The organism is Kribbella qitaiheensis, assembly GCF_014217565.1.
Classification (GTDB): Bacteria; Actinomycetota; Actinomycetes; order Propionibacteriales; family Kribbellaceae; genus Kribbella; species Kribbella qitaiheensis_A.
This window is the reverse complement of the sequence record NZ_CP043661.1, coordinates 7,053,922-7,077,225: the sequence shown is the minus strand read 5'-3', so window position 1 is coordinate 7,077,225 and position 23,304 is coordinate 7,053,922. Positions and strand designations below refer to the sequence as shown.

Sequence of the window (23,304 nt, the reverse complement as noted above, 5' to 3'; positions counted from 1 at the left end):
TTGTTCGAGTGATCGCGGTGTCCAGGTGCGTGCATCGCGGCGCTTGAGAAGCGTCCTCGATGCGGAGCATCGTGGATGCTTCTCAAGGGCTGCGAGGTGCGTGTCTGGGCACCGCAAGCGCCGAAGAACTCCCGGCAAGGGACACTTGACTGACGTCGGGTGGGGCGCCGTCGTCGCCGATCTGCAGAGCGCCGGTCATCAGCGAGACGACCTGACTCATCGAAGCGTCAGAGGGTCGTACTACGGCCGCCCGGCGACCCAGCCGATGGACGTGGATCCGGTCGGCCAGCTCGAACACCTGCGGCATGTCATGGCTGATCAGCACCACCGGCAGACCGCGATCCCGGATCCGCCGGATCAGGTCGAGCACCAGCCGCGACTCCTTGACTCCCAGGGCGGCCGTCGGCTCGTCCATGATCACCATCCGGCTGCCGAACATGGCCGCCCGGGCGACCGCGACCGCCTGGCGCTGCCCACCGGACAAGGTCTCCACGATCTGCCCGATGTGCTGGACGGTCTCGATGCCTAGGGCATCCAGTTGCTCCTGGGCCTGGCGGCGCATCGCTGCGCGGTCCAGCAGCCGGAACACCGACCCGACCGGTCCGGGCCGGCGAAGTTCACGGCCGAGGAAGAGGTTGGTTGCGATGTCCATCGCCGGTGCCAGAGCCAGCGTCTGGTGGACGGTCTCGATCCCCGCCTTCCTGGCTTCCAGTGGCGAGTGGAACCGGGTCTCCTGACCGTCGAGGAGGATCTGGCCGTCATCCGGGATCAAGGCACCCGACAGCGCTTTGATCAGACTGGACTTGCCGGCACCGTTGTCGCCGACGACGGCGAGCACCTCCCCGGCGTACAGGTCGAAGTCGGCGTCGTCGATCGCGGTCACTCGTCCGTAGCGCTTGACGAGTCCTCTGGCCTGCAGTGCTGGTGTCGTCATCGGGACCTCCTGCGTGCCAGTTGATCGAAGGCGACGGCTGCGATCACCAGCACGCCGGTTGCCACGTCCTGGTAGAGGCTGTCGATGCCGGCCTGGGTCAGACCGCTGCGCAGTACGGCGACGATGAGCGCGCCGACCACCGTGCCGCCGACGCTGCCCCGGCCGCCGAAGAGGCTGGTGCCGCCGATCACGACGGCGGTGATGCTGTCCAGGTTGCCGGTCTGGAAGGCGTTCGGGTCCGCGTTCGGGATCCGGCCGAGTGCCTGCCAGGCCGCGAAAGCGTAGATCACGCCGGCGATCAGGTAGACGCTGAACCGGGTCCGGCCGACGTGGATACCGGTCAGCCGGGCCGCCTCGGGATCGTTGCCTAGGGCATACACATGGCGACCCCACCCGGTCTTCGTCAGGGCATACCAGGTGATCGCGAACATCACTACGGCCAGCGTCATCCCGTGGGTCACCTTGATCTGACCGAACAGGTAGCCGCCCTCGCCCAGCGCATTGAGCATCGAGTCGGTCACCGGCCACGAGCTGCCTTGCGAATAGAGCCGCCCGACAGCCAGTACTACGGTCAGCATGCCGAGCGTGACGATGAACGGTGGCAGATTCAGCCAGGTCACCAGGCCACCCGAGACTCCGCCGAGAAGGGCGCAGATCACGAAGCCCGCCATGAGAGCCAGCACGGGAGCGCTTCCCTCGGTCACCAGCCGAGCGAAGAGCATCGTGCCGAGCACCATGATGGCCGCGTTGGCCAGGTCGATCCCGCCGGTCAGCACGATCAGGGTCTGGCCGAGCGCGAGCGTTCCAACGACCAGGGATTGCTGTACTACGAGGGACAGGTTGTCGACGGTGAGGAAAGTACTCGTGGTCGCGCCGAAGACGATGACTGCGACCACCAGCGCGCCCAATGGACCAAGCGCGGGATTGTGCAAGAAGGCTTCAGCCGTACGGCCTCTCAGCTGACCCGATTCCGCGGACATCCCGTCAGCCCCAGCAGTTCTGGGCGCCCCAGGTGGTGTCCTTGCTGTCCAGCCCTGGCAGCGGCTTGTCGGTGATCAACTGCGCGCCGGTGTCCTGGAAGCCGTTCGGCTTGGTGCCGTCCTTGCTAAAGGCAACCACAGCGTCGATACCCTGCTCGGCCATCTTCCTCGGGAACTGCATCACCGTGGCGAGGTACTTGCCTGCCTTCACATCGGCGACACCCTGGCAACCGCCGTCGATCGAGCCGACGGCCACCTTGCCCGCCAGGCCCTTCGCGGTCAGCGCCGCCACCGCACCACGGGCGGCCGGCTCGTTGAGCGTGTAGACGGCGTTGACGCTCGAGTCGCGCTGGAGCAGGTTTTCCATCGCCGACTGGGCCTTGTTCTGATCACCGTTGGTCGGCGCGGCTCCGAGGATCGCCGGGTCACCGTCCTTCAGGCCCATTCCCTGCAGGAAGCCGCGGTGACGCTGCTCGTCAACGGTGCCTCCCGGCGAACCGTCCATCATCAACAGCCTCGGAGCGGTCTGGCCGAGTGTCGCCTTGACGTACTTGCCCTCGAGTTCGCCCGCGGTCGTGTTGTTCGTCGCGTAGGTGGCGTCGACGGCGTCCTTCGGATCGGTCTCTGTATCGAGGGCGATCACCAGGATGCCCTTCTCCTTGGCCTGTTTGAGCGCACCGAGGATCCCGGTCGAGTTGCTGGGCGTGATCAGGATGCCCTTCACGCCCTGCTGGACCAGGTTCTCGATCGCGGCGACCTGGCCCTCGTTGTCGCCGTCGAACTTGCCGGCGACGGCGATCACGGTGGCACCCTTGGCCTCCGCGGCGGCCTTCGCCGACTCGCGCAGCTTGACGAAGTACGGATTGGTGTCGGTCTTGGTGACCAGGCCGATCTTGACCGGGCCGCTCTTGTCGCCGGCATCGTCGCTGCCCGACTTCGTCTTGGTGCAGGCGGTGGTGGTGGCCAGGCACAGGGTCAGTACGCCGATGGCCAGTCTTCTCGCGATCGGCGTCTGCAGGGACTTCGGTGCCACGGATCTGCCCTCCGGGGTCGGGGCACCCGGGACGGGAACCCGGGCGGGGGTTCGGGCGGAAGAGGTCCGCTCGTTTGAGCGAAGTTAGGCCCGGCCCGGAGCCGTCCGCAGCCTTTGCGCAAAGCCTTGCGCAACGCACTCTCGGCGACGACCATTCAACGGATGGTCACGATGACCGAAGTCGCCCGTACCGCCGGTGTGTCGGTGAGCACGGTCTCACACGTCGTGAACGGGACCCGCCTGGTCGCGCCGGCCACGCGGGCCAAGGTCAACCGCGCGATGCGGTTGCTCGGCTACCGGCACCATCCGATCGCGCGCTCATTGGCGGCCGGGTCGCATCAGACGATCGGGCTGGCGCTGACGGCCGCGTCGAACCCGTACTGGGTCGAGCTGATCCAGGGCATCGACGGCGAGGCGACCCGGGCCGGACTGAACCTGATCATCGTCGACACCCGCGACGACGCGCGGCATGAGTCAGCGGCCGTCGCCAACCTGCTGGCCCATCACATCGAGGGCCTGGTGATCGCCCCGGCCGCGGGCTGGAAGGATTTGACCCTGCCGCTGCTGCGGGATCACCCGGTGCCTTATGTGATCGTCGACCGGATTGATCCCGGTCTGCGGGTCGACCAGGTCGGCGTCGAGAACGAGGCGGCGACCGCGGCCATCGTCGATCACCTGATCTCGCTCGGCCACACCCGGATCGGCATGGTCGCGGGGATCCCCGACCTGTCCACGAGCACCGAGCGGCTGCGCGGCTACCGGCTGGCTCACCAGCGCGCCGAACTGCCGGTCGATCTGTCGTTGGTAAAGGACGGCGCCTCGACCAGCGAAGGCGGCCGGAAGGCGGCACTCGCGCTCCTCGAGCATCCTGAGCCGCCGACCGCGGTGTTCGCGGCCAACAACAACATGACGATCGGCGCCCTCGCCGCCTTCCGTGCCGCCGGGGTCCGGGTGCCGCGCGATCTCGCGGTGACCGCCTTCGACGACTTCGCCTGGGCCGACCTCTTCAGCCCAGGCCTCACTACAGTCGCTCAGCCGTCCACCGCGATCGGAGCCCGCGCGGTACAACTCCTGCTCCGCCGCATGACCGACCCCAGCGCCCCACCGCAGACCGTCCGCCTACCCGCCGAGCTCATGCACCGCGAGTCCTGCGGCTGCTCCCCTCGCGCCTGACCGCTTACGTCCGAAGAACTGTGGGGCAGGGCCCTCGGCTCTTCGGACGCAAGCGCTCTGGAAGCAGGCGCTTTGGGGTGTCAACCGGTGGTGCTGGGGCGGCCGGTTTCCAGGTGGCCGGTGAGGCGACGCCGGTACGTCGTGTCCTCGATCGTGGTGACCTCGAGGTCGTACCAGCCCTGGTCAGTGGGCCAATTGAGCGTCCGGGTCTGACGGCCGCGAACATCCTGATTGATCGTGCGGCCGCCGTACCCGCGGGCCTTGAGCTTCACGCTCAGCGGCTTGGTGCCGGTGTTCTCGAGCTCGACGCGCAGCGAGCTGCCGTCGCTGCTGATCCGTACGTCGAGTCCGGCCGCGATACCTTCGACGGACCCGGCCAGCTCGACCCAGAACCGGTTCGGGCCTTGGACGGAGAGCTCGTACGGACCACTCACGGGGATGTCGGAGAACAGCTGGCCACGGACGTCGAGATGGGTCGGCGCGGGCAGTTCTCCGCCGTAGGGATAGATGGCGAAGTGCGCGGCCTCGTCCGCTTTGTTGCCCAGCCGCAGCTTCAACTTGCCGTTGGCAACAAAGCCCGAAACGGTCGGCTGGTAAGGCAGAGCGCGGGCCGGACGGCGTCCGGGCTCTTGCGCCGGCAACGCCTGGGTAGCGGGAGGAGTCGGTTTCCAGCGGTCGATCGGCGTCGGCACCGGGCCGGGTGCGTCGACGGTCGGCTGGCGATAGCGCTTGCTGAAGTCGAAGGCCGAGACCAGGTCGCCGCAGGCGGTCCGGCGCCAGGAGCTGATGTTCGGCTCCTTCACGCCGGTCCAGCGCTCGAGGAACTGGATCACCGAGGTGTGGTCGGCGACCTGCGAGTTCACGTGCCCGCCGACGGTCCACGGCGACACGATCGTCATCGGGACCCGCGGGCCGAGGCCGATCGGGCGTCCGGCGTACCAGTCGTCGCCCTCGCCCGAGGCAGGGCGCGGCGCGACCGGCGGTGGGACGTGGTCGAAGTACCCGTCGTTCTCGTCGAAGTTGATCAGCAGCACGGTCTTGGACCAGGTCTCAGGATCCGAGGCGATCGCGTCGAGCAGGTCGTAGACGAGGTTCGCGCTGGCGACCGGTGTCGATGCTCCGGGGTGTTCGGAGTCGACCGCCGACGGGACAAGCCAGCTGACCTGGGGCAGCTTGCCGGCCTTGATGTCCGCGCGGATGCGCGGCACGAGCGACTCGGGTTCACTGCGGTGCATCGCTTTGTAGAAGAGCTTCTGGTCCATGGCTGGCTGCAGCTTGACCGCTGCTTCGAGCTGCTTGAGAGCTTCCGTCTGCTCGGCCGGAGTCTTGGCGAACAGGTTGTCGTAGAACTCCTCGGTGGTTCGGTAGCCGCCCGGAACGGTGCTCAGGATGCGGTGGCCGAGTTCCTTGAAGGTCTTGAAGTACTCGACCGCGTTGTCGGTGAAGTTGTCCCACTCCTGGTAGATCTGCCAGGACACCCCGGCCGCTTCCAGCCGTTCCGGGTACGCCGTCCAGTCGTAGCCCTTGTGGTTGTAGTCGTACGCCGCGTTGGTGACCGCGCGCTGCGTAGTACCGGGTTCGAAGCCCGTCGTACCGGACCACAGGTAGTTGCGGTTCGGGTTGGTGGAGCCGTTCACCGAGCAGTGGTAGGCGTCGAGGATCGTGAAGGTCTCGGCGAGCTCGTACTGCATCGGGATGTCGCGACGGTCGTAGTGGGTCATCGTCGCCGCCGTCTTGGCCTGCACCCAGTCGTCGTTCCAGCCGTTGCCCCAGGCCTGGGTGGCGTCGCCGAAGCCGTGCGCGAGCGCGCCGAGGTACTGGATGTCGTCCGCGTTCCGGCCCGCGTCGGCGGCGGCCTCGCGGATCGAGAACGGCAGCACCTCGCCGCCGCCGGTGACCGGCTGGTGGAAGACCGGCTTGCCGTCGCGAAGGCGGAGCGGCTGGCGGTCGCCGTACCCACGGACGCCGCGCAGCGTGCCGTAATAGTGATCGAACGAGCGGTTCTCCTGCATCAGGACGATCACGTGCTCGACGGCCCGCAGGCCACCTGGTCTCATCGGCTGCGCCATCGCGGTGTGCAGCGACGGTGGGAGCAGCGACAGCACTGCCCCACCGGCAGCTGAACCAAGGACCAGACGGCGGGAAATCTCAGTCATGCGACGGACGCTAATTCACTGTCCGGCACCGGCGGGATGGTTGCGAGCGTTGATTCGCCTGAAGTTCACGCCCCCGTACTACGGCGGGCCACGGCGGCGCTCGCGCCTTTCCCTCACGCCTTCCCGGATCTGCGCGTCAGCGCCGCGTCGCGCAGTTGGGTGAGAACGGCTTCGGTGGTGTCCCAGCCCATGCAGGCGTCGGTGATCGACTGGCCGTAGGTGAGCTCGCGGGTCGGGTCGAGCTCTTGCCGACCCTCCACCAGGAAGGACTCGAGCATCACGCCGACGATCGCCTGGTTGCCGTTCGCAACCTGCGCGCCGATCTCCGCCGCGACCCCGGGCTGACGGCGGTGGTCCTTGCGGCTGTTCCCGTGGCTCGCGTCGATGACGACGCGCTCGGGGAGGCCGGCCTTGTGGAGGAGTTCCTGGGCGCCGGCGACGGAGTCGGCGTCGTAGTTCGGGCCGGCGTCGGAGCCGCGGAGTACGAGGTGGCAGTCGGGGTTGCCGCGGGTGTGCAGGATCGCGGGCGCGCCGTCGTGGTCGATACCGGTGAAGACATGCGGGACCGCCGCGGCCTTGATCGCGTCGACCGCCGTGCCGATGCTGCCGTCGGGGCGGTTCTTCATGCCGATCGGCATCGACAGGCCGGACGAGAGCTGGCGGTGCACCTGGCTCTCGACGGTCCGCGCACCGATGGCACCCCAGCCGACAGTGTCGTCGGTATCACGTTTAAGGGTACGATTGAGCGCATGACAGCCAGACTCACGAAGGCTCAAGCCCCGGCGCGCAGACGGGCAGTCATCTACGCCCGCATCTCTCGTGACGATACGGACGAGGGTCTAAAGACCAGGCGCCAGATCGAAAAGTGCCGGGCACTGTGCGATCTTCGCGGCTGGGACGTAGTGGTCATCGAGGAGGACATCTCGATATCGGCCTACTCAGGCAAGGAGCGCCCAGCCTGGCAGCGCGTGCTGAAGATGGTCGGGCTAGGCCAGGTGGACGTGATTGTTGCCTGGCATCTGGACCGGATCACCCGTTCGATGCTGGAGCTGGAGGAGTTGATTCTCCTCAGCGAGCAACACGACGTTGGCGTCGCTACGGTCACCGGTGACATCGATCTGACGACTGACGTAGGGCAGATGGTCGCCCGGATTCTGGCCGCCGTCGCTCGCGCCGAGGTGCAGCGCAAGGCCGCCCGACAGCGACTGGCGAACGAGCAGCGTGCCAACGCAGGCGCCGCCTGGACCGCAGGGGTCAGGCGCTTCGCCTACACCGCAGACATGGAACTGATCCCGGCCGAGGTTGAGGCGCTCGTGCAGGCACGGAAGGATGTGCTCGCTGGCATGTCTCGCGCCGAAGTCGCACGGCGTTGGGATCAGCTCGGCTTTCAGTCTGGTCATGCCGCAAGCACCAAGCGGAAGACGCCGACCAAGGCGGGCTGGACGACGGGCGGTGTCACGCGTGTCCTGTCAAATCCTGTCTACGCTGGCATTCGTGCATACCACGGAGTCGAGGTAGCGAACGGCGACTGGCCTGCGGTCTTCACCCGCGACGAGCATCTGGAAATCAAGCTATTCCTTGATCGTCTAGCCAACGGCAAGAGCAAGGGACCGAAGCCGACGACGTTGTTATCCAGCCTGGCGCTGTGCGCCACGTGCGGAGATCCGGTGCGCGCCGGCTCCGACCGTGGCATCAAGACTTATGCCTGTGGTGCGAGCGGGCACGTATCCACGCTGCGACAAGCGGCGGACGAATTCGCACATGCGACTGCGATCGCCCTGCTCGAGAGCCAAGAGGTTCTGAGCCTGCTCCTACCCTCCGACGATCACGAGCTGGACGAGGCCAAGCGGGAGCATGCTGAACTGGACGCCAAACTGAAGTCAATGGCCCGCCTATTCGCGCTGAACGCCATGACGGAGGATCAAGTGGTTGCCGGAACTGCCGAGGTGCTAGCGCGCATAGCAGAGCTGGAGTCGATCCTTCGGCGCGCCCCTGGCCTGTCCCTCCTTGCTGATCTGGCGGTTGGAACCAAGCTGGTCAAGGCTCAGTGGGTCGCCCTTCCGCTTGCTCGACAGCGGGCGATCCTGGACCTCCTGTTTGATATTGAGCTGGCGCCGACAGGCGGGAAGCGGGGATCCAAGCTGAGCACGCCAATCGATGAACAGGTTGTTATCGCCGACAAGGTCGCATGAGTACACGCGGAAAACCCCCAGGCTCCGGACCGAACTCCAGAGCCTGGGGGGTTCTTAGTTGCTACGCAGCTTCGCGCAATGCCTCGCTAGGCACTTGTAGGACACCGAAGAGGGAACGAAGCTCGCACTCCTGCTCCTTCGTAAGTGCCGGTCGTGGGTTCTCCGCGCGGCGTCGTCGCGCCAGCTCCAAGACATCCACCTTGAGCCGTGTGCCAATCTCGATCGGGGTAGTCATCGGGGTCATGCCTCCGTGCGTCTGGGTGGTCGGTTCGGGGGTTTGCCGGGACAGCCGGGACAGGTGTCTTGGCGGGGGTGTCCCGGCTCGATCGGGGTAAATGCGCAGGTCAGAGGGTTGCCGGGACAGCCGGGACAGCCGGGACAGGTCACGGCAGGCCACCTGTCCCGGCGTCGGGCGGTGCGGCGTACTGGCCGTCACCGACGCGGACCAGGTGGCCCCGTTTCTCCATCCGTGAGCAGGTGCGTTTGGTGTTCTCGTAGGCGATGCCAGTGGTGTCGGCGATCTCCTTAGGGGTGGCGCCCTGGTGGGCTCGGACGTAGCGCAGGATGACGGCGCTGGTGTCGGACAGGGTGTGGTCGAGGGCGGGTCCGTCGAGCAGTGACCAGGTGCCGGTGGGCTGGTCAAACTTGAGTGCGCGTTCGGCTTCTTCCACGTCGCGGCCGGTGGTCTTGAGTACGGCGTCGGCCTCGTGGCGTGACCTGGACAGGACGTGGATGGTGTCGGCGGCGCCTGCGATGCCGTTGGTTCCGGACAGTTCCTCCAGGAAGTCGTCGGCGGCCATCTTGCGGGTGTGGTGCACGAGTACGACGGCGATGCCGTATTCGTCGGCGATGGCCTTGGCAATTCCGGCGGCGCGGTAGTCGTCGGTGTAGGCGTTCGATCCGGCGGCCTGGCCTCGCACCTTGGCGAACACGTCGATGACGACCATCCGCGCGCCGGGGTGGGCGTCGAGCCAGGCGCGGATCATGTCGGCTCCCCCGGCGGGCAGGTTGAGGCACGCGGTGGGCAGGTATAGACCGCCGGGGGCTGCAGCACCGTCGAGCACCTTGAGGATGCGGCCTTGCAGGCGGCGCGGGTTGTCCTCCAGTGCCAGGTAGAGCACCGGGCCGGCCGCGCAGTCGATCGATCCCAGTGCCCGGTATCCACCCGCTACAGCAACCGCCCAGCCGAGCGCGAGCCACGACTTGCCGACCTTCGGCGCCCCCGCGAGCACCGAGAGTCCCTCCGGCACCAGGCTAGCGATGGCCCAGTTCGGTTCGGGGAAGTCGTGGTGCACGAGCCGGTCGGCGGTCCAGGCGTCGGCGAACGGGTGCAGCGGTCGAACGTTGCTGCCCAGCTGATCGCCGTAGGGATCGCCGTAGGTGCCGGGATCGAGCGGGTTGGCGGTCACGCCGATTCCCTCCACGAGGTCGATTCGGTGGGCAGCGAGCCGGGGGTGCCGGAGCGGCAGCCGTAGGGGCTGCATCCGTCCGGGTCGCCTTGTTCGGCGAGTACGTCGAACAGGTCCACCTGGTCGTCTTTGCGTTCAGTGCGGGTGATTCGGTCGATCGGTGCCTGGTCGAGTGGCACCCGGGAGGCGTGCAGGTAGGCGGTGCCGCGCAGGCCGGAGCCGCGGGCTCCTCCGTGTCGGATCGCTGCGTCGAACGCGACGGCGTCGGCCCATTCGTTGGGCTGGTTGTCGCGCAGGTCTCGCCAGGCTCGGTTGCCGTGGAACGGGCAGCCGATACAGGCTGACTTGACCGTGTCGCCCCAGCCGCGGCCGGCCAGCCATCGCTGGCAGTCTTTGCGCGACATCCCCAATTCCAGCAGTGGATATCGGTTCGTCAGGTACCGGACCTTTTGGCGGTCGGATACGCGGCCGATCTCGTCGGTGGAGAACCCGATCCACTGCTCACACACTCGCCCGGCTGGCACACGCCGAAACTGCGGTGGGGTGGCTCCGAGCAGTTCGCGGACCTTGCGGGTAATCGGCGCGAGCTTGTATTCGCTCGTGCATTGGCGCCGGCCCGATGCCGTTGGTGCCGTCGGGGTTGCGGATGAAGTACGGCACGGAGGCGTAGCGGTGGGCGGGGTCGGTGGCGTCGTCGCGCAGGTTGCCTTTGCTGACGCGGTGGAGCTCGATTCCGGCCGCCTTGGCGATGGCGGCGAGCCGGTCGAGTTGCGCGTAGACCGCGGCCGGCTCCCATCCGGTGTCGGCAAAGATCGCCACGTCCGGGCGCGGCAACACTCCTTCGGCGGCGAGCAGCAGCAGTGCGGTGGACTGCACTCCAGCCCCCAGCGACAGGGCAGTCAGTGCGGGAGCGGTGGCCATCAGGCGGCCTCTCGATCGAAGAGGGATAGGGGCTCGTGGGTGGGGATGGAGGCGACGACGTTGGCACGCCAAGCGAGCGCGTACCGGGCGCAGTTCGCACAACTGGCGTGGGTGCATCCGGGCAGTGGGAGTTCGTAGCGGGCGGCGATGGACCAGGCCATGGAGTCGGCTGAGGCGAGGCGTTGGCCGTAGCGACGAAGCCCGAGGATTTTGATGCCGAATCCGTGGAGTCTGCCGACTCCGACTGAGTGCAGGGCATCCACGATGTCGGCGGCTTCGCTGGTGGCTTGGCGCCGGCAGACCGACCCCAGTCCAACCACCTGCGCGGTGGTGAGGTCAACGCCGGCGGCGGCGTACATCTCCACGCAGGTCAGGTAGTCGCGCACCTGCCAGCCCTGCACGACGGGCACGAACGGCAGGTCAGGTGCCAGCGCTCGGAGGGTCAGGTAGTTGCCCACGGTGCGACGTTGGTGCTCGGCGATCGTCAATCCGGTTTTGGTGGTGACCCACGGTTCGCACATCCAGTCTTGCGGGGCGGCCCATGCCAACTGCCCGATCTCATCGCGGTAGCGGCGGACCGCGGCCACATAGGCGACGGGGGTCGGCCCGTGGTCCCAGTTGCCGTGGGTGTCGAGTTCGGTGAAGCCGCCCGAGTCCAGCGCCCAACGAGTGGCCGCGCGAGGCAGGCGCCGGTAGCGGCGCAGCCGCCGGTCGGACACGAACAGCGGTACCGGTGACCAGTTCAGCCAGCCCGGTTCGTGCGTGCCGAGGAAGAATTCCACGCCCATCAGGCAGCTACCTTCCGGGGGCGCTTCGCACCGGCGCGCAGGCCGGACGTGATCGTCTTGTGGGCTTGGGTTTCGGTGTGTGGCTCGGTGCAGGTCGCGGCGAGGCGCCGTTCGGCGTCGAGCAGTGCGGCGTACACGTCGGCTTCGGGCAGGGCGCCTCCGGCGACCAGGCGGCCCAGGTTCTGCGCGGCCATGAACAGGGCGGCGTTGTGCGCTTCTGATGCGGCGGTGACGACGTGGCGGCACTCGTCGGTCACGGCCCGGTCGAGGTAAGCCGAACGGCGCGCGGTACGCAACTGCACCGGCAGCACCGGAGCCGGTGCCACCAGCGGGGCGGTGAGGCGTTCGGCCAGCCAGGTCGGCAATGGCGCCGCGGGCACATCGTGGACCAGGTCGTAGCGGTTGCCCTCGACAACCGATCCGGCCGCGACGACGTAGCCGCCGGCCGCGCGGGTATCGACCAGCCACCCAAGTCCCCGGCCGCGCCCACCGCCGGTGTTGCGGAGCTCCACCCCAGCCGGGGTGGTGAAGTACAGATGGAACCCGCCCCGGCCGGTCTGGACAGAGTAGGTGCCGGTCGGGAACGGCTGCCCAGCGGTCGCGCACAGGTCGGCGAACACGTCGCACCCATCGGTGATGCCGGGCCGGTCCCACTCGGCAGGGGTCGCCTTGCCGGGCTTGGGCTGGTCCAGGTCGACAACCACCAGGCGGGCCGGTCCGCAGGCGATCGCGACGCCGTGGGCGCGGTGGCGCAACCAGTAGCCGGCGATCCGGTCGGTGTCGGTCGTGGCGTTGGTCTCCCATTCGGGCATCGCGGGCACCTTCGAGCCGGGGCGCAGTGGAAACACCGGCCAGCCGCGCCGGGCCGCGTCGAGCGCTGTACGCAGGTTAGGGATCACGATTCCTCCAAGGTCGGGGTCAGCTACGGTCGGCGGTTGGTCTCCGGTGGCCGGGACGGGACGTGACTCGGCCCGGCCACCGGGCTCAGAGGGGTGGGCTAGAAGGGCGGTTCGTCCATGCCCTGCGAGGTCCACGGGTCGCGGCCCCCAGCGCCAAGACCGGCACCTGCGGTGGCCGGTTCGCGTCCGGCGTTGGTGAACGGGTCGGCGGGGTTGCCGCTGGTCTTGTTCGCGCGGGCGGCCTTGGTGACCTTGGCGGTGGCGAACGTCAGCGACGGGCCGATCTCGTCAACTTCCAGGTCGATCGACGACCGCTTGTCACCTTCGGTCGTCTCCCAGGTCGATTGGCGCAGGCGCCCGGTCGCGATGACCCGCATGCCGCGCTGGAGGGATTCGGCGGCGTTCTCTGCGACCTGACGCCAGGCGGTGGCCCGCAGGAAGAGAGTGTCGCCGTCCACGTACTCCCCCGATGCCTTGTCGAAGCGGCGCGGGGTCGAGGCGATCGAGAACCGGGCAAAGGCGGCACCGGAGGTGGTGAAGCGCAGTTCGGGGTCATCGGTCAGGTTGCCCACGATGGTGATCACCGTTTCGTTGCTCATGACAATCAGTTCCTTCCGGTCGTTGCGAGGGTGCGGGGCTTGCGGGCGGTGTCGATGGCGTCGAGCCAGGCCGTGAGTACGGCGATGGCATCGATGAGTTCGGCGCGGGTGTTGTCGCCGGGTCCGTCGTAGGTGAGGGTGTTGGCGATCTCGCCGACTTCCTCGACCAGGACAGGTAGCCAGCGCGGGGAGTCGGCGGCGAGAGCCTCGATGCTGTTGTCGCCGTGTTTGTCGTGGGCGGCTGATCGTGCCTGGTGCACCTCTGCCATCAGCAACACCGGCCGGTGACCGGCGTAGGCGGTGCGGGTGCCGGGGTAGATCATCGGTGCCACCACCGGACGCGGCGGTCGGCGTTCTCGAACCGCTGACGGGCCTTGAGTGCGGCGGTGGTTTCGTTGTTGTCGGAGTAGCGGTTCAGGTCTTCCAGAGCGGCGTTGTACTCCTCGCGCGGGGTGAGCTTCTTCTTGGGTGTCTTCGTGGCCATGAGGGTGGCTTCTCCTTGCTGGGTTGGTGTCAGATGGCGTTGCGTTTGGCGCGTTCGGCGTGGTTCCACAGGCGCCGGCCGATGCGGAGTTTGCGTCCGGTGCCTTTGCAGCGGGGGCAGTCGCGCCAGGCTTTGCCGCTCGGGGCGTGCAGCCTGCCGAGTCCCTTGCAGCGTTTGCAGGCTCGGAACGGCCAGATCCGGCACACGAGCAGGTACAGGCCGCTGATCGCGGCGCCGACCACGATCAGCAAGAACGTGCCGCCTGCGGTGATCAGCGCGACCAGCGACACCGCCCCCGACGTGAGTTCCGGCACGAGGACCGGGACGGCCGTCATCACTTGCCGCTCCGGGTGGCGGCGTCGCCGGTCAGCCAGCCTGAGCGGGCGCGGGAGCGAGTCAGGCGCAGGCAGTCGGCGCGGAAGGCGTGCGGGTTGGCGTCGTAGACCTGGAAGGGCTGGTAGACCGGTTCGCTGGTCAGGTCGGCGATCCAGCCCTGGCCGGGGCGGCGTAGCCGGTCGGGGGTGGTGTCGATCCCGGACTGTCGAGCCAGTGCACCGAGCACCTGGTCGGCGTGGACGGGCTTGGTCAGGCCGGTCGAGATCCGATAGCGAAACGCCGGGGCCAGATCGGCGGGGAAGTAGGACAGGTAGGACGAATCGGTGCCCAGCAGCACGGTCACGCCCAGGCCGGCGCCCTGGTCGGTGACGCGGGTCAGGGCGGTGGTGAACGCTTCGGCGTCGCGGTCGCTTAGCGCCCAGCGGATCGCGTGACCGATGACTACGACGTGCGGGTGCAGGTCTGCGGTCTCGGGGTCGATGCGGTCGGGGTGGATGCCGGTGGCGGCCCAGACACGTTCCTCGACGGCGCGCATGTCGTCCAAGCTGGTCAGCCGAGGGACCGGTTTGCCGGTGACGCGGCGGACAAACTCTTCGGCGGCGAACAGGTCGGCGTTCAGGTCGGCCAGGTGCTGAGCGCGCCGCTCGATCAGGTCGGCCAGGTGGTTGAGATCGTCGGTCGCGGCAGGGATGGTGAAGCTGCCGTGGGTGGTGTCGATGTAGCGGTGCGCCAGGCCACGCAGGGCCGACAGATCACCGAGCAGGTCGGCCTCGTAGACGTGCAACCGGGTGCCGGGAAACCGGGCGTAACCCAGGGCGAGAGTGCGCAGCGCGGTCGTGACGCGGGTGCGGGGGTCACCGGCGATCAGCACCGACATGCCGCGCGGCACGTCGAGCGGCTGCCCGGTCTCATCGATCCCCAGCGGAACGGCGGTGATGCTGCGCAGCGGCTGAGGACTCGGCAGCGACCGCAGCCGCAGCCCGATCCCGACACTCGACTGCGGACAGTGAGCAGCGCGGCGGTTAAGGAGAGTCTTGAGGGTGGTGGCGAGGGTGCGCATGAGCGGGCTCCTGTGGCTGTCTGCGGGGGTTTGCGGGGTCGAGTTAGCACTAGCGGCTGTGCGGGGGGTCAAGGGCGCTCCTAGGGCCTGTTCCGGGCGTTTTCGGCATGAGTCGGCTGACCCGTTAGACCTGGTGTCTTCGCAGGTCACGGTCTGGTTGTGGTTGCTAGCGGTGGTGCTAGGTCTAGCGGGGCCAGGTGCTAGGAATCTCCGGGATTTCCTGACCCCGCTAGGGCCGGTGCGGCGCTAGCCGCGAGATGAAGTTGTGGAGGTTTCGCCGGGGTCAGGCGGTCACCTCACCTCCCTCGCCGCCGTCACGCTTCGTGTTCGTCTTGGTGTTGGCGGCACGGGCCTTGTCGAGGTCGGTGCGGGTGATGCCGCGCCGGTTGGCGGGCTTGCCGTTGGTGCCGGTGGCCCAAACCTGGTCGGTCTTGAGACCCAGCGGCTTGAGCGCGTTGGCCAGGCCGGTGGCGTCCCAGCCCTTGTAGAAGTCGGGGCGCAGGTCTTCGAGCCGGTCGCAGATCGTTTCGGAGTGGACCTTGTCCTCCCCCGGCGCCATCACGGCGGTGATGTCGTCCAGCAGCGAGAACCGCGGGCCGGTGTTGACCGCGGTGGCCTCGCCTGCCGCGTGGCCGGTGATCGTCCCGGCGGTCTCACGCAAAGCCCTTGCCCGCTTGACGATCTGCTCCGCAGCGGGGCCATCGATGTAGTAGGACCGCACGGTCTGGTGGGCGTCGGCGTGACCCTTGAGGATGCCGATGCCCTTGTCCTTGATGGTGAACTCGGTCGCGCGCAGCCCGTTCTTGTAGCTGGACGTGCCCAGCACCATGTCGTTCTCGGTCTGGCCCATCACCTTCAGGCACAGCCGGATCCCGGCATTGGCCGATACCCCGGTGGGCAGCGAGTCGCTGTCGGGGCGCTGGGTGGCCAGCACCAACATGATCCCCAGAGCGGGACCGCGCTTGATGATCCCCAGGCACAGATCCTCCGCCTCGGCACCGTGGGTCTTGTCGGAGAACAACTCCTGGCACTCATCGATCGCGACCAGGACCGGGTACAGCCCCAGGGACCGCTTCGCCGCGATCTCGGGCGTGACCTTGTTCTCCTTGCGCAGGTCCACCGGGAGCCGCTTGATCGCGTGCGCGCGGGTCTCCAGTTCCGCATACACCTCGCGCAGTCCCGCCATCGTCGCGTTCAAGGCGGGATCGTCACCGGGACCGGAGTGGAACCGGTGCGCGACCTGCTCCAGGCTGTCCAGGTCGCCGGTGCCCTTGAGCTCGTAGACGTACATCTCAACGGTCGGGTCCAGCGCGGCAGCCAGCAGGACCACCCGCAGCGCGAACGTCTTACCGAACCGGGGCATCGCGCCGATCAGCATGTTCTCGAACATCAGCAGCAGCGTGACCATCCGGCCGCGCTGGTCGGTCGCGAACGCGAACCGCTCGAACAGGCTGACCTTGCCCGCCTTGGCCAGCGGCCACGGCGTCGCGGGCGACTTGGCCATGTCCTTGTCGCCCACCCACAAGATCAGGCGGCCCTCGTGCTGGTCGGCGTCCGGCTCGGGCCACACACAGCCCAGCGGCCGGCGCAGCGCGGATGCGAGCGCCTTGCGCTTGTCCATGATGTCGTTCGCGGTCACGCCGTACGGCAGATCGATGTCGGCCCGCCAGCCCGGCCCGTCACGGTGGATCGGGTTAGGGAAGGTGACCCCGCGACCGGACTTGACCGCAGCGTTGAGCAGCGAGTTGTTCAGCGACCCCAGCGCCCGGATGATCATGTCGGAGGTCAGTTCCGGGACCTTCCCGGTCACGACGGCGCGACCGATCAACGGCTTGTCCTCGGTCCCGCCCCGGACCCCGAGCCAGGACACAGCACCGATCGCGAGCAGGACCGCGACCGGGACCGGAGCGGCGAACACCACCACAGCCAGTCCCGCCAGGACCGGGACCGACAGTGCACCCGAGATCGCCAGCCGCGCCTTCTGCCGCTCGGCGGTCTTCTGCGCCAGCTTCATGTGCTCGACCGCGTCAGCCTTGCGGACCGCCTCGTTACGCAGCGGCCGGGTCTCGGCGTCGCTCACCCAGCGGGTGTAGTCACGCAGCACCCGGACACCGCCGCGCGGTACCCGCACCGCCACCCGTGCGGCATACAGCGGCGTGCGCACCGCGTGGAACTTCGCCTTGTGCTTGGCCATCTCGCCCGCCCAGGTGATCGCGGCCCTACGGGTCGCGGCATCGCTGACCCACAACGGGATCGGCGCGCGACGCTCGTCGGTACGGTCCCACGGAAACAGACCCGGAACCGACCCCGGCAACGGATCTACCCGCATCACCACCGGAGCGACCTCGTCCGCATCCTCGTCGCCGTCCACCACCTCGAAGTCAGCCGGTGGCGCCGACTCCCCCGCCGGGATCTCCCGCGCAATCACGTCCTGCACACGCGGCCCGGTCTGCTCACCGGCCTCGTCGTCGTTCGTGTCCTGAATCGGGGCGGTGTCGCGGTGCAGCGGGACCACCTCGCCCATCTGCTCACCCGGCACGTCCTGCACGTCGTCGCGGTCGTCGTTCTCGTCGTTGGTCTTGCGGCCGATGAAACGCATCAGGCGGCCTCCTCTTCCATCTCGCGGCTCAGGTCGTCCGTGCTGTCGGTCTGCGGGGTTTCGGTGGTCGCGGCCGCCGTGATGCCGGTAGCGTCCTGGTCGGTCGGGATCTCGGTCTTCCAGTCGCGCAGCCAGCGCCGGCCCAGCGACGGGTCAACACCTGCCACCCGGGCCAGCTCCCCGCCGGACGGCTCACGGCCAGCCACGATTTCGGCATCCCAGTGCGCGCGTGCCTTGTCCTTGCCGGTGGCCTTACCGCTGCGCTTGCCTGCCGGGCGGGCGGGCGCCTTGCGGGCGGTCCGCTTCCGGGCCGGTGCGGTCGTGTCGGGTGCGGCGTCGCCCGCGTGCTCGGACTCGAGTACCGGGGTCGGGGCGGGTGCTGTGGCCGGCTCGGTGAGTGACGGTGCGGCCGGGTTGGCTTCGGCGGCGGTCCGCTCGGCGCGCAGCACCGCTTCTGTCAGCCGGTCGCGTAGCACCGGGGCAGTTTCGGCAGCGCAGAACACCAGCAACGGCGGCACCGAGTGCAACACCATCCCCGCAACATCCCTGTGCAGGAACGACGACCAAGTGTTCATCGCATAGGTCGCGGCGAACGCGAACCGCTTCGTGCGGCTGATCCAACGGGTGTGGTCGCTGACCTGGTACCGGGCAGTGACCTGCTCGGCCCGCAAGACCGCGATCAACACCAGCGACACCATCGGGTCCAGCAGCCACGCGGCGAACCAAGGCAGCGACCACAGCACCCCGCCCTGAGCGGCGAACGCCTGAACGTTGACCATCGTGAACGCCAGACCCAGCACGATCCCCACCCACATGCACCGGTCCACCTGCGTACGGACCGACTCCACCCGCAGCGCCACCACGTCGGGGTGCGTGGACAGCGCCCGCACCTGCGACGCGCTCGCCGCCGACTCGCGCAGCTTGTCCACCCGCGCGGTCCTCGCGTTGCCAGCGGCAACCAGTCCCGTGCTCATCCCTGGTCCTCCTGGTCGGTGTCGGTGTCGGGGACGTTGTAGCCCTGCGCGTTGATCGCCAACTGCGCGGCGGCGAGCAGTTCGGCCGTACCTTGCGCGGAGGCGGCGGCCAGTCGCAGCGCTTCGGCAGCCATCGCGACACTCACTTTCGGGTCCCGGTTGTTGTCGTACACGTCGTAGGCGGTCAGCGACTCCGTCAGCCCACCGGACAACTGCCCGGTCAACTGGGCCAGGCCGAACCCCATCGCCTGGAGATTGCCGAGCACGCTGTAAGCCAGCGGCGCCGGGAGCGCGCGGAAGGTGCCGTGGTTGAGGGCACGGATCGCCTCATAGGCGTCATCGGCGTACTGGACAAGCTTTTCGTCGTTCACCGGGTACCTCCAGCGATCAGGGCAGTCAGAAACAGGGCGATTCCAGCGACAGTGGCCAGCAGCGACGCCTGCAACAGGCGGTGCTTAAGCCAGGCCAGCCGGGCTAATGTCACGGTCTGCGCACACACCCCGCGCAGCGGGTCCTCACCGGTCAGCCGGTCGGCCAACTCAGTGGCGCTGTGGTGGCGCACGGCACCGAAGTACAGCCAGTTCCCGGCCGCGTGCCGCCGAGTCTGCCGAACCCGCAGGATCGGCAACACCACGGTCACAGCGAATAGGACCGCGAGCACGAGACACCCAGCACCCAAGCCCGTCAACACTTGAAATGCCTTGGGCGAGGAGGACTTGTCGGCGATTGCCAGCACTCCGGCCAGGACCGCGGTGTCCAGCGTGGCAACGAATCCGGCCTTCGTGTCTGCCTTGCCGATCGACGCGGCGGCGGCGTCGTGTGCCCGCCACGCCAGATCGAGCGGGCTGGTCTTGGTAATCAGCTTGGGCTTGGCGGGGAAGGGATGCGTCATCAGGCAGCGTCCTTGAAGTCGGTACGATCACAGGTCTGGTTGGCGCCGTCGCGGGCCGGGAGAATCGCCATCACCGGCACCGGGGCGCAGGACTCACAAATCGCGAACACCACGCCGGCCACGTCCATCCGCCGCCGGGTCCGGCGCACCGCGCACGCCTCGCATCGGCGGTCGGTGCCCTCGGCAACGCGCAGCACCAGGTCACGCGGTGCGGTGGTGTTGTAGCGCTTGCGGTTCATCAGCGGTCTCCAGTCAGACAAGGCAGTCGGGCAAGTGCGGGTTCTAGCGCTTGTGTTTGGTCGCGGACTCGACGTTGTCGATGCTCTGGTGGAATCGCGCGTGCAGCGCCTTCACGTCGGCCTTGGTGAACTTGGCGCCGGGCTTGTTCGCCTTCGCGTAGGCGCCGGCGATGAACTCGTCAACGTCCTTGCGCCACTTGCCAGTTGCGGACTTGTCTTTCGCCATGACGTGTTTCTCCTTCGATGAGTTGTGAAGTCAGGCCGCGCGGGCGGCGACCTGGTCCTTGCGGGCGTGGCTCGCGGCGCGGTGCTCGACCATGTCGATGGGGTGCGGGATGAAGCGCCCGGCAACGATTCCGCACACCGGCGGCTCGGTCGCCACGAACGCGGCGCACCGGTCGAACACGGGGCAGGCGGTCCGGCACAACCGCGCGGCGGTCGTGATCTGGAAATCGGTCGGGTTCTGGTCGGCGTCCCAGGTCGCCGGATCGGTCAGGCACGGCACGGTCACGCCGTCGTCGTACTCGGTCCGGATCGCGGCGTGCAGCGCCCGCTCAGCCCTGGCCTGGCACCGGGTCAGGACCGGGGCCGGCAGGTCGAAGTCGTCCAGCGACCCGAGCTCGTGGCGCACAACAGCCTTGGTCGCCTCGTCGTCGCGCACCGGCACCGTCACGACCGGCACCGCACCGATCAGGGTCAAGGTCAGATTCGGGGTGTTCACGCGGCATCGCCTCCGGTCAGGTCGAACAAGTCGAGTTGGTCGGTGCGGGCGATGGCGGCCCGTTCGGCGGCCTTGAACGCGGCCCGCTTCGCACCGGCCTGGCACCCCGCGCACAGCGCGACCAGTTCGGCGCCGGTGACGACAGCGTGCAGGGACAGGACCGGGTCAGCGGCGACCACGGCCAGCGGGTGCAGGGAACCGTGCTCGGTCCCGCAGCGCCCCTCGGTCTTCACATGACCCTTGCCGCACTGCCCGGTGCACTCACACCGCCAACCCGCCAGCGTTATCGCGGACTGCCACGTCTCGGCACCGACCATCGGCGGCCGGAACGGGTCGAAACCGCTCGACGCCCTGCCGGTCATGCCGCCTCACCGCCGACGCGCGGGGCACCGGCAACCACCAGCGCGGCCAGGGTCGTGGTGCGGTACGCGGCCAGATCGATCACGACCGCCAGCGCCACCGGCTCCGAGACGCCATGAGCGTCGGTCAGGTGCGAGTCGGCCGCCTCCATCGCGGCGGCGAACGTCGCCTCCCGGCTCGTACACGGCCACACCGCGGGCGAGCACAAACAAGTCCACTCCCAGCAGCCCGCCACGGCCCGCCGTACCCGGCACGGCCGGTCAATCCGCAACCCGGCCATCACGCGGCCTCCTGCCCGTCACAGATCACACGGTCCGCCGGCAGGGTGGCCCAGGACGCAGGCACGATGTCCGCCCGGCGGCCCAGCTCAATCGCCGCCCGCAGTACCGGCGTCAGGTCGTCCTGTGTCCACCGCATCGCGTCGAACACGTCGGCAGCCTCGTCGCGGACCACCAGGACCGGGCCGGGCGTCGAGCCGAACCGCTCCAACCGGCGCTGCGACTCCAGCCACGCGGCCACGTCCGGCCTGTACCGGCGACCACCGAACGTGCCCCTGCGGACCTCCCAGCCCCGCGCCCGGTGCGAGGCGTCCGACGCGGCGTACAGCGCGTCCATCACCCGGCCCCACAGCACCCGGGGCCGTCACGACCGGCCACCGAACGTCTTGTGACCGAGGGTGCCGATACCGGCCCGCACCCAGTTCGTGAAGTCCTGCGACGGCTGATGCAGCATCCCGCCGCTACTCGCAATCGTGGTCCCGAGCATCACGCCCAACACCGTGACGAACACCGCCGCCCACTTCTTCCAACACATCACACCCAGCGCGCCCAACAGCACCAAGCCGAAGATCGCCAACTCCATCGTCTGCTCACCCCAGTCATCGATGTACGGAGAAGAGGTCTAGTAAGACCTCCACCGGACTAATTAGTCACAGACTATGAGGTCTTGTGCGTCCGCTTGTCAAGGACTAGTTGGTCCGCAAGACTGGGGGCTATGGACGACACCCCTGAATCCCCTGACGCACCTGACGTACGAGGCGCACCTGAGATCTCCCGCACCGGAGAGCTGATCCGAAAGCGACGCACTGAGCTCCGGATGTCGCAAGCCGAGCTAGCAGAGAAGGTCGGCGTCGGCATCCGGCAGATCCGCCGCTACGAAGCGGGCGAGCAGCAGCCGCTGTTGCTGGTTGGTGTTGCAATCGCCGAAGCGCTAAAAGTGTCAGTTACCGAACTGGCCGGAGCCACTCTTCTGCACCGAATTTCTCTGTCCGGCGAATGGTGGATGGCCTGGCAAACGAGCCAGCATGGCCAAGAAGTAATCACCTCGCAGACCGTGATGCTGACGCAACAAGGCGATCTAATTCACGTCAAAACAAATTCCCGGGGCAGCGTCACCCTAGACGAGGGTGGATATAACTGGCGCGGCGAAATGCGCCTTTGGGATAACAAGGTTCTATTAGGCTGGTACGCGGCCGAAGACGGCGCGGTCAATTCCAAGGGAACGCTCTACTTCGTCCTGCACAACCACGGCATTAACGCCTTGGGAATGTGGACTGGCCTCAGCCACGACGGGAATGTGGTGTCCGGCTGGGGCGTTCTAGCACGGAGCGAGGACGAGGCCCGTGCACAAATCGCACAACTGAAGAAGACAGTGGGAGCTACCGCATTGCGGATGGTTCCCCCGACCGAAGGACTTAGCGATGACGCCAACTGATCATGTGGTTGCACTCACGACGACACCCACGGCAGAAGAGGCGAGCAAGCTTGCTCAAGGCCTAGTCGATGCTCGCTTGGCCGCCTGCGTCCAAATCTCCTCGCCGATAACAGCCGTATACCGGTGGCAAGAGAAGGTCTGGACCGAACCCGAGTGGCAGTTGTGGATTAAGACCGCAACAGACAAGCGCGATGACCTGGTCAACTGGCTGGATGAGCATCACAGCGGCGAGGTGCCCGAACTGATTTTCCTTCCAATCACCGATGGATCAGACGCCTACCTCAGCTGGATCACCGAACAGACCCGCTAATACCCGCGCCATCCTTCAACTCAAAAGGCCGGCCCCCGTTCGCCTGAATCGAACGGGGGCCGGCCTTTGTTTGGGGAAATTCTCGACCTTCTCAATGGCCTCAAACCTGGCGACCCGGCAGCCTTCCGAGGCCGCTCCCTCCCACGCCTTCAGGCTTGGCCAGGATCCGCGAGGGTGACCTCATCGGATCTGACTACAAGTCTGGCACGAGTCGCGCTGGCCAAACGGCGGTTATCCACAGGAGCTAGCTGACAGGCTTCTATGCGGGCGGAGAGCGCCTGTCGTACTCGGAAGGTGTCCCGGCTGTCCCTGCTGTCCCGGCAGCGCTGTGACCTGCGGTTTTGTATGCCCGGAGCCGGGACACCTCCCAGCAACACCTGTCCCGGCTGTCCCGGCGGACTCCAAATGCACCCTCACCACCGACCAGTCCTGGCACTGGGCCTGGGCCTGGCTCGGGATCGCCGCCATCATCACGGACCCGGCCCTAGCCAAATCGCTCTATGTTCCAGCCATCGGCACCCGGCCGACTGAG

30 protein-coding genes are annotated in these 23,304 nt (G+C 67.7%); 4 read left to right on the top strand and 26 right to left on the bottom strand.

What is annotated here, in order from left to right; translation table 11 throughout:
* Positions 1-82: 82 nt before the first annotated feature.
* The 3 genes from F1D05_RS33685 to F1D05_RS33675 are packed head-to-tail and all read right to left on the bottom strand — an operon-like array spanning position 83 to position 2,947.
* The gene (locus F1D05_RS33685; protein WP_185444345.1) at positions 83-934 is read right to left on the bottom strand and encodes an ATP-binding cassette domain-containing protein; all 852 of its coding nucleotides are present in this window, start codon (positions 932-934) and stop codon (positions 83-85) included.
* On the bottom strand, positions 931-1,914 hold the full coding sequence (locus F1D05_RS33680) for an ABC transporter permease (protein ID WP_185444344.1): 984 nt from the start codon (positions 1,912-1,914) through the stop codon (positions 931-933). Before F1D05_RS33680 ends, F1D05_RS33685 begins: the two co-directional genes overlap by 4 nt.
* A gap of 4 nt (positions 1,915-1,918) precedes the next feature.
* Positions 1,919-2,947, bottom strand: coding sequence for a substrate-binding domain-containing protein (locus F1D05_RS33675; RefSeq protein WP_219732976.1), 1,029 nt, complete (start codon positions 2,945-2,947; stop codon positions 1,919-1,921).
* Between the two features lie 162 nt (positions 2,948-3,109).
* Between F1D05_RS33675 and F1D05_RS33670 the strand changes: the two genes are divergently transcribed.
* Complete coding sequence (locus F1D05_RS33670; RefSeq protein ID WP_185444343.1) at positions 3,110-4,120, top strand: LacI family DNA-binding transcriptional regulator; 1,011 nt, start codon at positions 3,110-3,112, stop codon at positions 4,118-4,120.
* A gap of 80 nt (positions 4,121-4,200) precedes the next feature.
* Here the strand turns inward: F1D05_RS33670 and F1D05_RS33665 are convergent, their stop codons facing one another.
* The gene (locus F1D05_RS33665; protein WP_185444342.1) at positions 4,201-6,276 is read right to left on the bottom strand and encodes a phosphocholine-specific phospholipase C; all 2,076 of its coding nucleotides are present in this window, start codon (positions 6,274-6,276) and stop codon (positions 4,201-4,203) included.
* A gap of 113 nt (positions 6,277-6,389) precedes the next feature.
* The gene (locus tag F1D05_RS33660; RefSeq protein ID WP_246486183.1) at positions 6,390-7,052 is read right to left on the bottom strand and encodes a 3-deoxy-7-phosphoheptulonate synthase; all 663 of its coding nucleotides are present in this window, start codon (positions 7,050-7,052) and stop codon (positions 6,390-6,392) included.
* Between F1D05_RS33660 and F1D05_RS33655 the strand changes: the two genes are divergently transcribed.
* Positions 7,026-8,468 (top strand): recombinase family protein, encoded by a 1,443-nt coding sequence (locus F1D05_RS33655; RefSeq protein WP_185444341.1) that lies wholly within the window; start codon positions 7,026-7,028, stop codon positions 8,466-8,468. The two genes, F1D05_RS33660 and F1D05_RS33655, sit on opposite strands and share 27 nt — an antisense overlap.
* Positions 8,469-8,851: 383 nt before the next feature.
* Here F1D05_RS33655 and F1D05_RS33650 read toward each other — a convergent pair whose 3' ends face one another.
* The 21 genes from F1D05_RS33650 to F1D05_RS33555 form a co-directional block, all read right to left on the bottom strand.
* Positions 8,852-9,877: an AAA family ATPase gene (locus F1D05_RS33650; protein WP_206685947.1), complete on the bottom strand. Its 1,026-nt coding sequence runs from the start codon at positions 9,875-9,877 to the stop codon at positions 8,852-8,854.
* Positions 9,874-10,401 carry a hypothetical protein gene (locus F1D05_RS39250; RefSeq protein ID WP_206685946.1) on the bottom strand — a complete coding sequence of 176 codons (528 nt, stop codon included), beginning with the start codon at positions 10,399-10,401 and terminating at the stop codon, positions 9,874-9,876. The genes F1D05_RS33650 and F1D05_RS39250 overlap by 4 nt, the downstream gene beginning before the upstream one ends.
* Positions 10,379-10,798: a hypothetical protein gene (locus F1D05_RS39245; protein WP_206685945.1), complete on the bottom strand. Its 420-nt coding sequence runs from the start codon at positions 10,796-10,798 to the stop codon at positions 10,379-10,381. The genes F1D05_RS39250 and F1D05_RS39245 overlap by 23 nt, the downstream gene beginning before the upstream one ends.
* Positions 10,798-11,586, bottom strand: coding sequence for a DUF7221 family queuine tRNA-ribosyltransferase-like protein (locus F1D05_RS33640; RefSeq protein ID WP_185444339.1), 789 nt, complete (start codon positions 11,584-11,586; stop codon positions 10,798-10,800). The genes F1D05_RS39245 and F1D05_RS33640 overlap by 1 nt, the downstream gene beginning before the upstream one ends.
* Positions 11,586-12,485, bottom strand: a complete 900-nt coding sequence (locus tag F1D05_RS33635; RefSeq protein WP_206685944.1) for a bifunctional DNA primase/polymerase — start codon at positions 12,483-12,485, stop codon at positions 11,586-11,588. The genes F1D05_RS33640 and F1D05_RS33635 overlap by 1 nt, the downstream gene beginning before the upstream one ends.
* Positions 12,486-12,583: 98 nt before the next feature.
* Entirely contained in the window at positions 12,584-13,084 is a 501-nt protein-coding gene (locus F1D05_RS33630) for a single-stranded DNA-binding protein (protein ID WP_185444338.1), read from the bottom strand.
* Between the two features lie 5 nt (positions 13,085-13,089).
* Positions 13,090-13,407: a hypothetical protein gene (locus tag F1D05_RS33625; RefSeq protein ID WP_185444337.1), complete on the bottom strand. Its 318-nt coding sequence runs from the start codon at positions 13,405-13,407 to the stop codon at positions 13,090-13,092.
* A complete protein-coding gene (locus tag F1D05_RS33620; protein WP_185444336.1) occupies positions 13,404-13,568 on the bottom strand; it encodes a hypothetical protein in 165 nt (54 codons plus the stop codon). The genes F1D05_RS33625 and F1D05_RS33620 overlap by 4 nt, the downstream gene beginning before the upstream one ends.
* Before the next feature lie 29 nt (positions 13,569-13,597).
* Positions 13,598-13,903: a hypothetical protein gene (locus F1D05_RS33615; RefSeq protein WP_206685943.1), complete on the bottom strand. Its 306-nt coding sequence runs from the start codon at positions 13,901-13,903 to the stop codon at positions 13,598-13,600.
* On the bottom strand, positions 13,903-14,964 hold the full coding sequence (locus F1D05_RS33610) for a hypothetical protein (RefSeq protein WP_185444335.1): 1,062 nt from the start codon (positions 14,962-14,964) through the stop codon (positions 13,903-13,905). Before F1D05_RS33610 ends, F1D05_RS33615 begins: the two co-directional genes overlap by 1 nt.
* Positions 14,965-15,247: 283 nt before the next feature.
* Entirely contained in the window at positions 15,248-17,563 is a 2,316-nt protein-coding gene (locus F1D05_RS33605) for a cell division protein FtsK (protein ID WP_185444334.1), read from the bottom strand.
* Entirely contained in the window at positions 17,563-18,537 is a 975-nt protein-coding gene (locus F1D05_RS41445; protein ID WP_246486182.1) for a hypothetical protein, read from the bottom strand. The genes F1D05_RS33605 and F1D05_RS41445 overlap by 1 nt, the downstream gene beginning before the upstream one ends.
* Complete coding sequence (locus F1D05_RS33595; RefSeq protein WP_185444333.1) at positions 18,534-18,908, bottom strand: hypothetical protein; 375 nt, start codon at positions 18,906-18,908, stop codon at positions 18,534-18,536. The genes F1D05_RS41445 and F1D05_RS33595 overlap by 4 nt, the downstream gene beginning before the upstream one ends.
* Entirely contained in the window at positions 18,905-19,429 is a 525-nt protein-coding gene (locus tag F1D05_RS33590) for a Pycsar system effector family protein (RefSeq protein WP_185444332.1), read from the bottom strand. Before F1D05_RS33590 ends, F1D05_RS33595 begins: the two co-directional genes overlap by 4 nt.
* Positions 19,429-19,668, bottom strand: coding sequence for a hypothetical protein (locus F1D05_RS33585; protein WP_185444331.1), 240 nt, complete (start codon positions 19,666-19,668; stop codon positions 19,429-19,431). Before F1D05_RS33585 ends, F1D05_RS33590 begins: the two co-directional genes overlap by 1 nt.
* A gap of 43 nt (positions 19,669-19,711) precedes the next feature.
* Complete coding sequence (locus tag F1D05_RS33580; RefSeq protein WP_185444330.1) at positions 19,712-19,894, bottom strand: hypothetical protein; 183 nt, start codon at positions 19,892-19,894, stop codon at positions 19,712-19,714.
* A gap of 30 nt (positions 19,895-19,924) precedes the next feature.
* Positions 19,925-20,389, bottom strand: coding sequence for a hypothetical protein (locus F1D05_RS33575; RefSeq protein ID WP_185444329.1), 465 nt, complete (start codon positions 20,387-20,389; stop codon positions 19,925-19,927).
* Entirely contained in the window at positions 20,386-20,751 is a 366-nt protein-coding gene (locus F1D05_RS33570) for a hypothetical protein (RefSeq protein ID WP_185444328.1), read from the bottom strand. Before F1D05_RS33570 ends, F1D05_RS33575 begins: the two co-directional genes overlap by 4 nt.
* A complete protein-coding gene (locus F1D05_RS33565; RefSeq protein WP_185444327.1) occupies positions 20,748-20,942 on the bottom strand; it encodes a hypothetical protein in 195 nt (64 codons plus the stop codon). The genes F1D05_RS33570 and F1D05_RS33565 overlap by 4 nt, the downstream gene beginning before the upstream one ends.
* Positions 20,943-21,028: 86 nt before the next feature.
* A complete protein-coding gene (locus F1D05_RS33560) occupies positions 21,029-21,364 on the bottom strand; it encodes a hypothetical protein (RefSeq protein ID WP_185444326.1) in 336 nt (111 codons plus the stop codon).
* A 27-nt stretch (positions 21,365-21,391) separates the two neighbouring features.
* Positions 21,392-21,610: a hypothetical protein gene (locus F1D05_RS33555; RefSeq protein ID WP_185444325.1), complete on the bottom strand. Its 219-nt coding sequence runs from the start codon at positions 21,608-21,610 to the stop codon at positions 21,392-21,394.
* Positions 21,611-21,742: 132 nt separating this feature from the next.
* Between F1D05_RS33555 and F1D05_RS33550 the strand changes: the two genes are divergently transcribed.
* Together F1D05_RS33550 and cutA are read left to right on the top strand one after the other, a co-directional pair.
* Complete coding sequence (locus F1D05_RS33550) at positions 21,743-22,462, top strand: helix-turn-helix transcriptional regulator (protein WP_185444324.1); 720 nt, start codon at positions 21,743-21,745, stop codon at positions 22,460-22,462.
* On the top strand, positions 22,449-22,772 hold the full coding sequence (gene cutA, locus F1D05_RS33545) for a divalent-cation tolerance protein CutA (RefSeq protein WP_185444323.1): 324 nt from the start codon (positions 22,449-22,451) through the stop codon (positions 22,770-22,772). Before F1D05_RS33550 ends, cutA begins: the two co-directional genes overlap by 14 nt.
* The last annotated feature ends 532 nt before the right edge of the window (positions 22,773-23,304 follow it).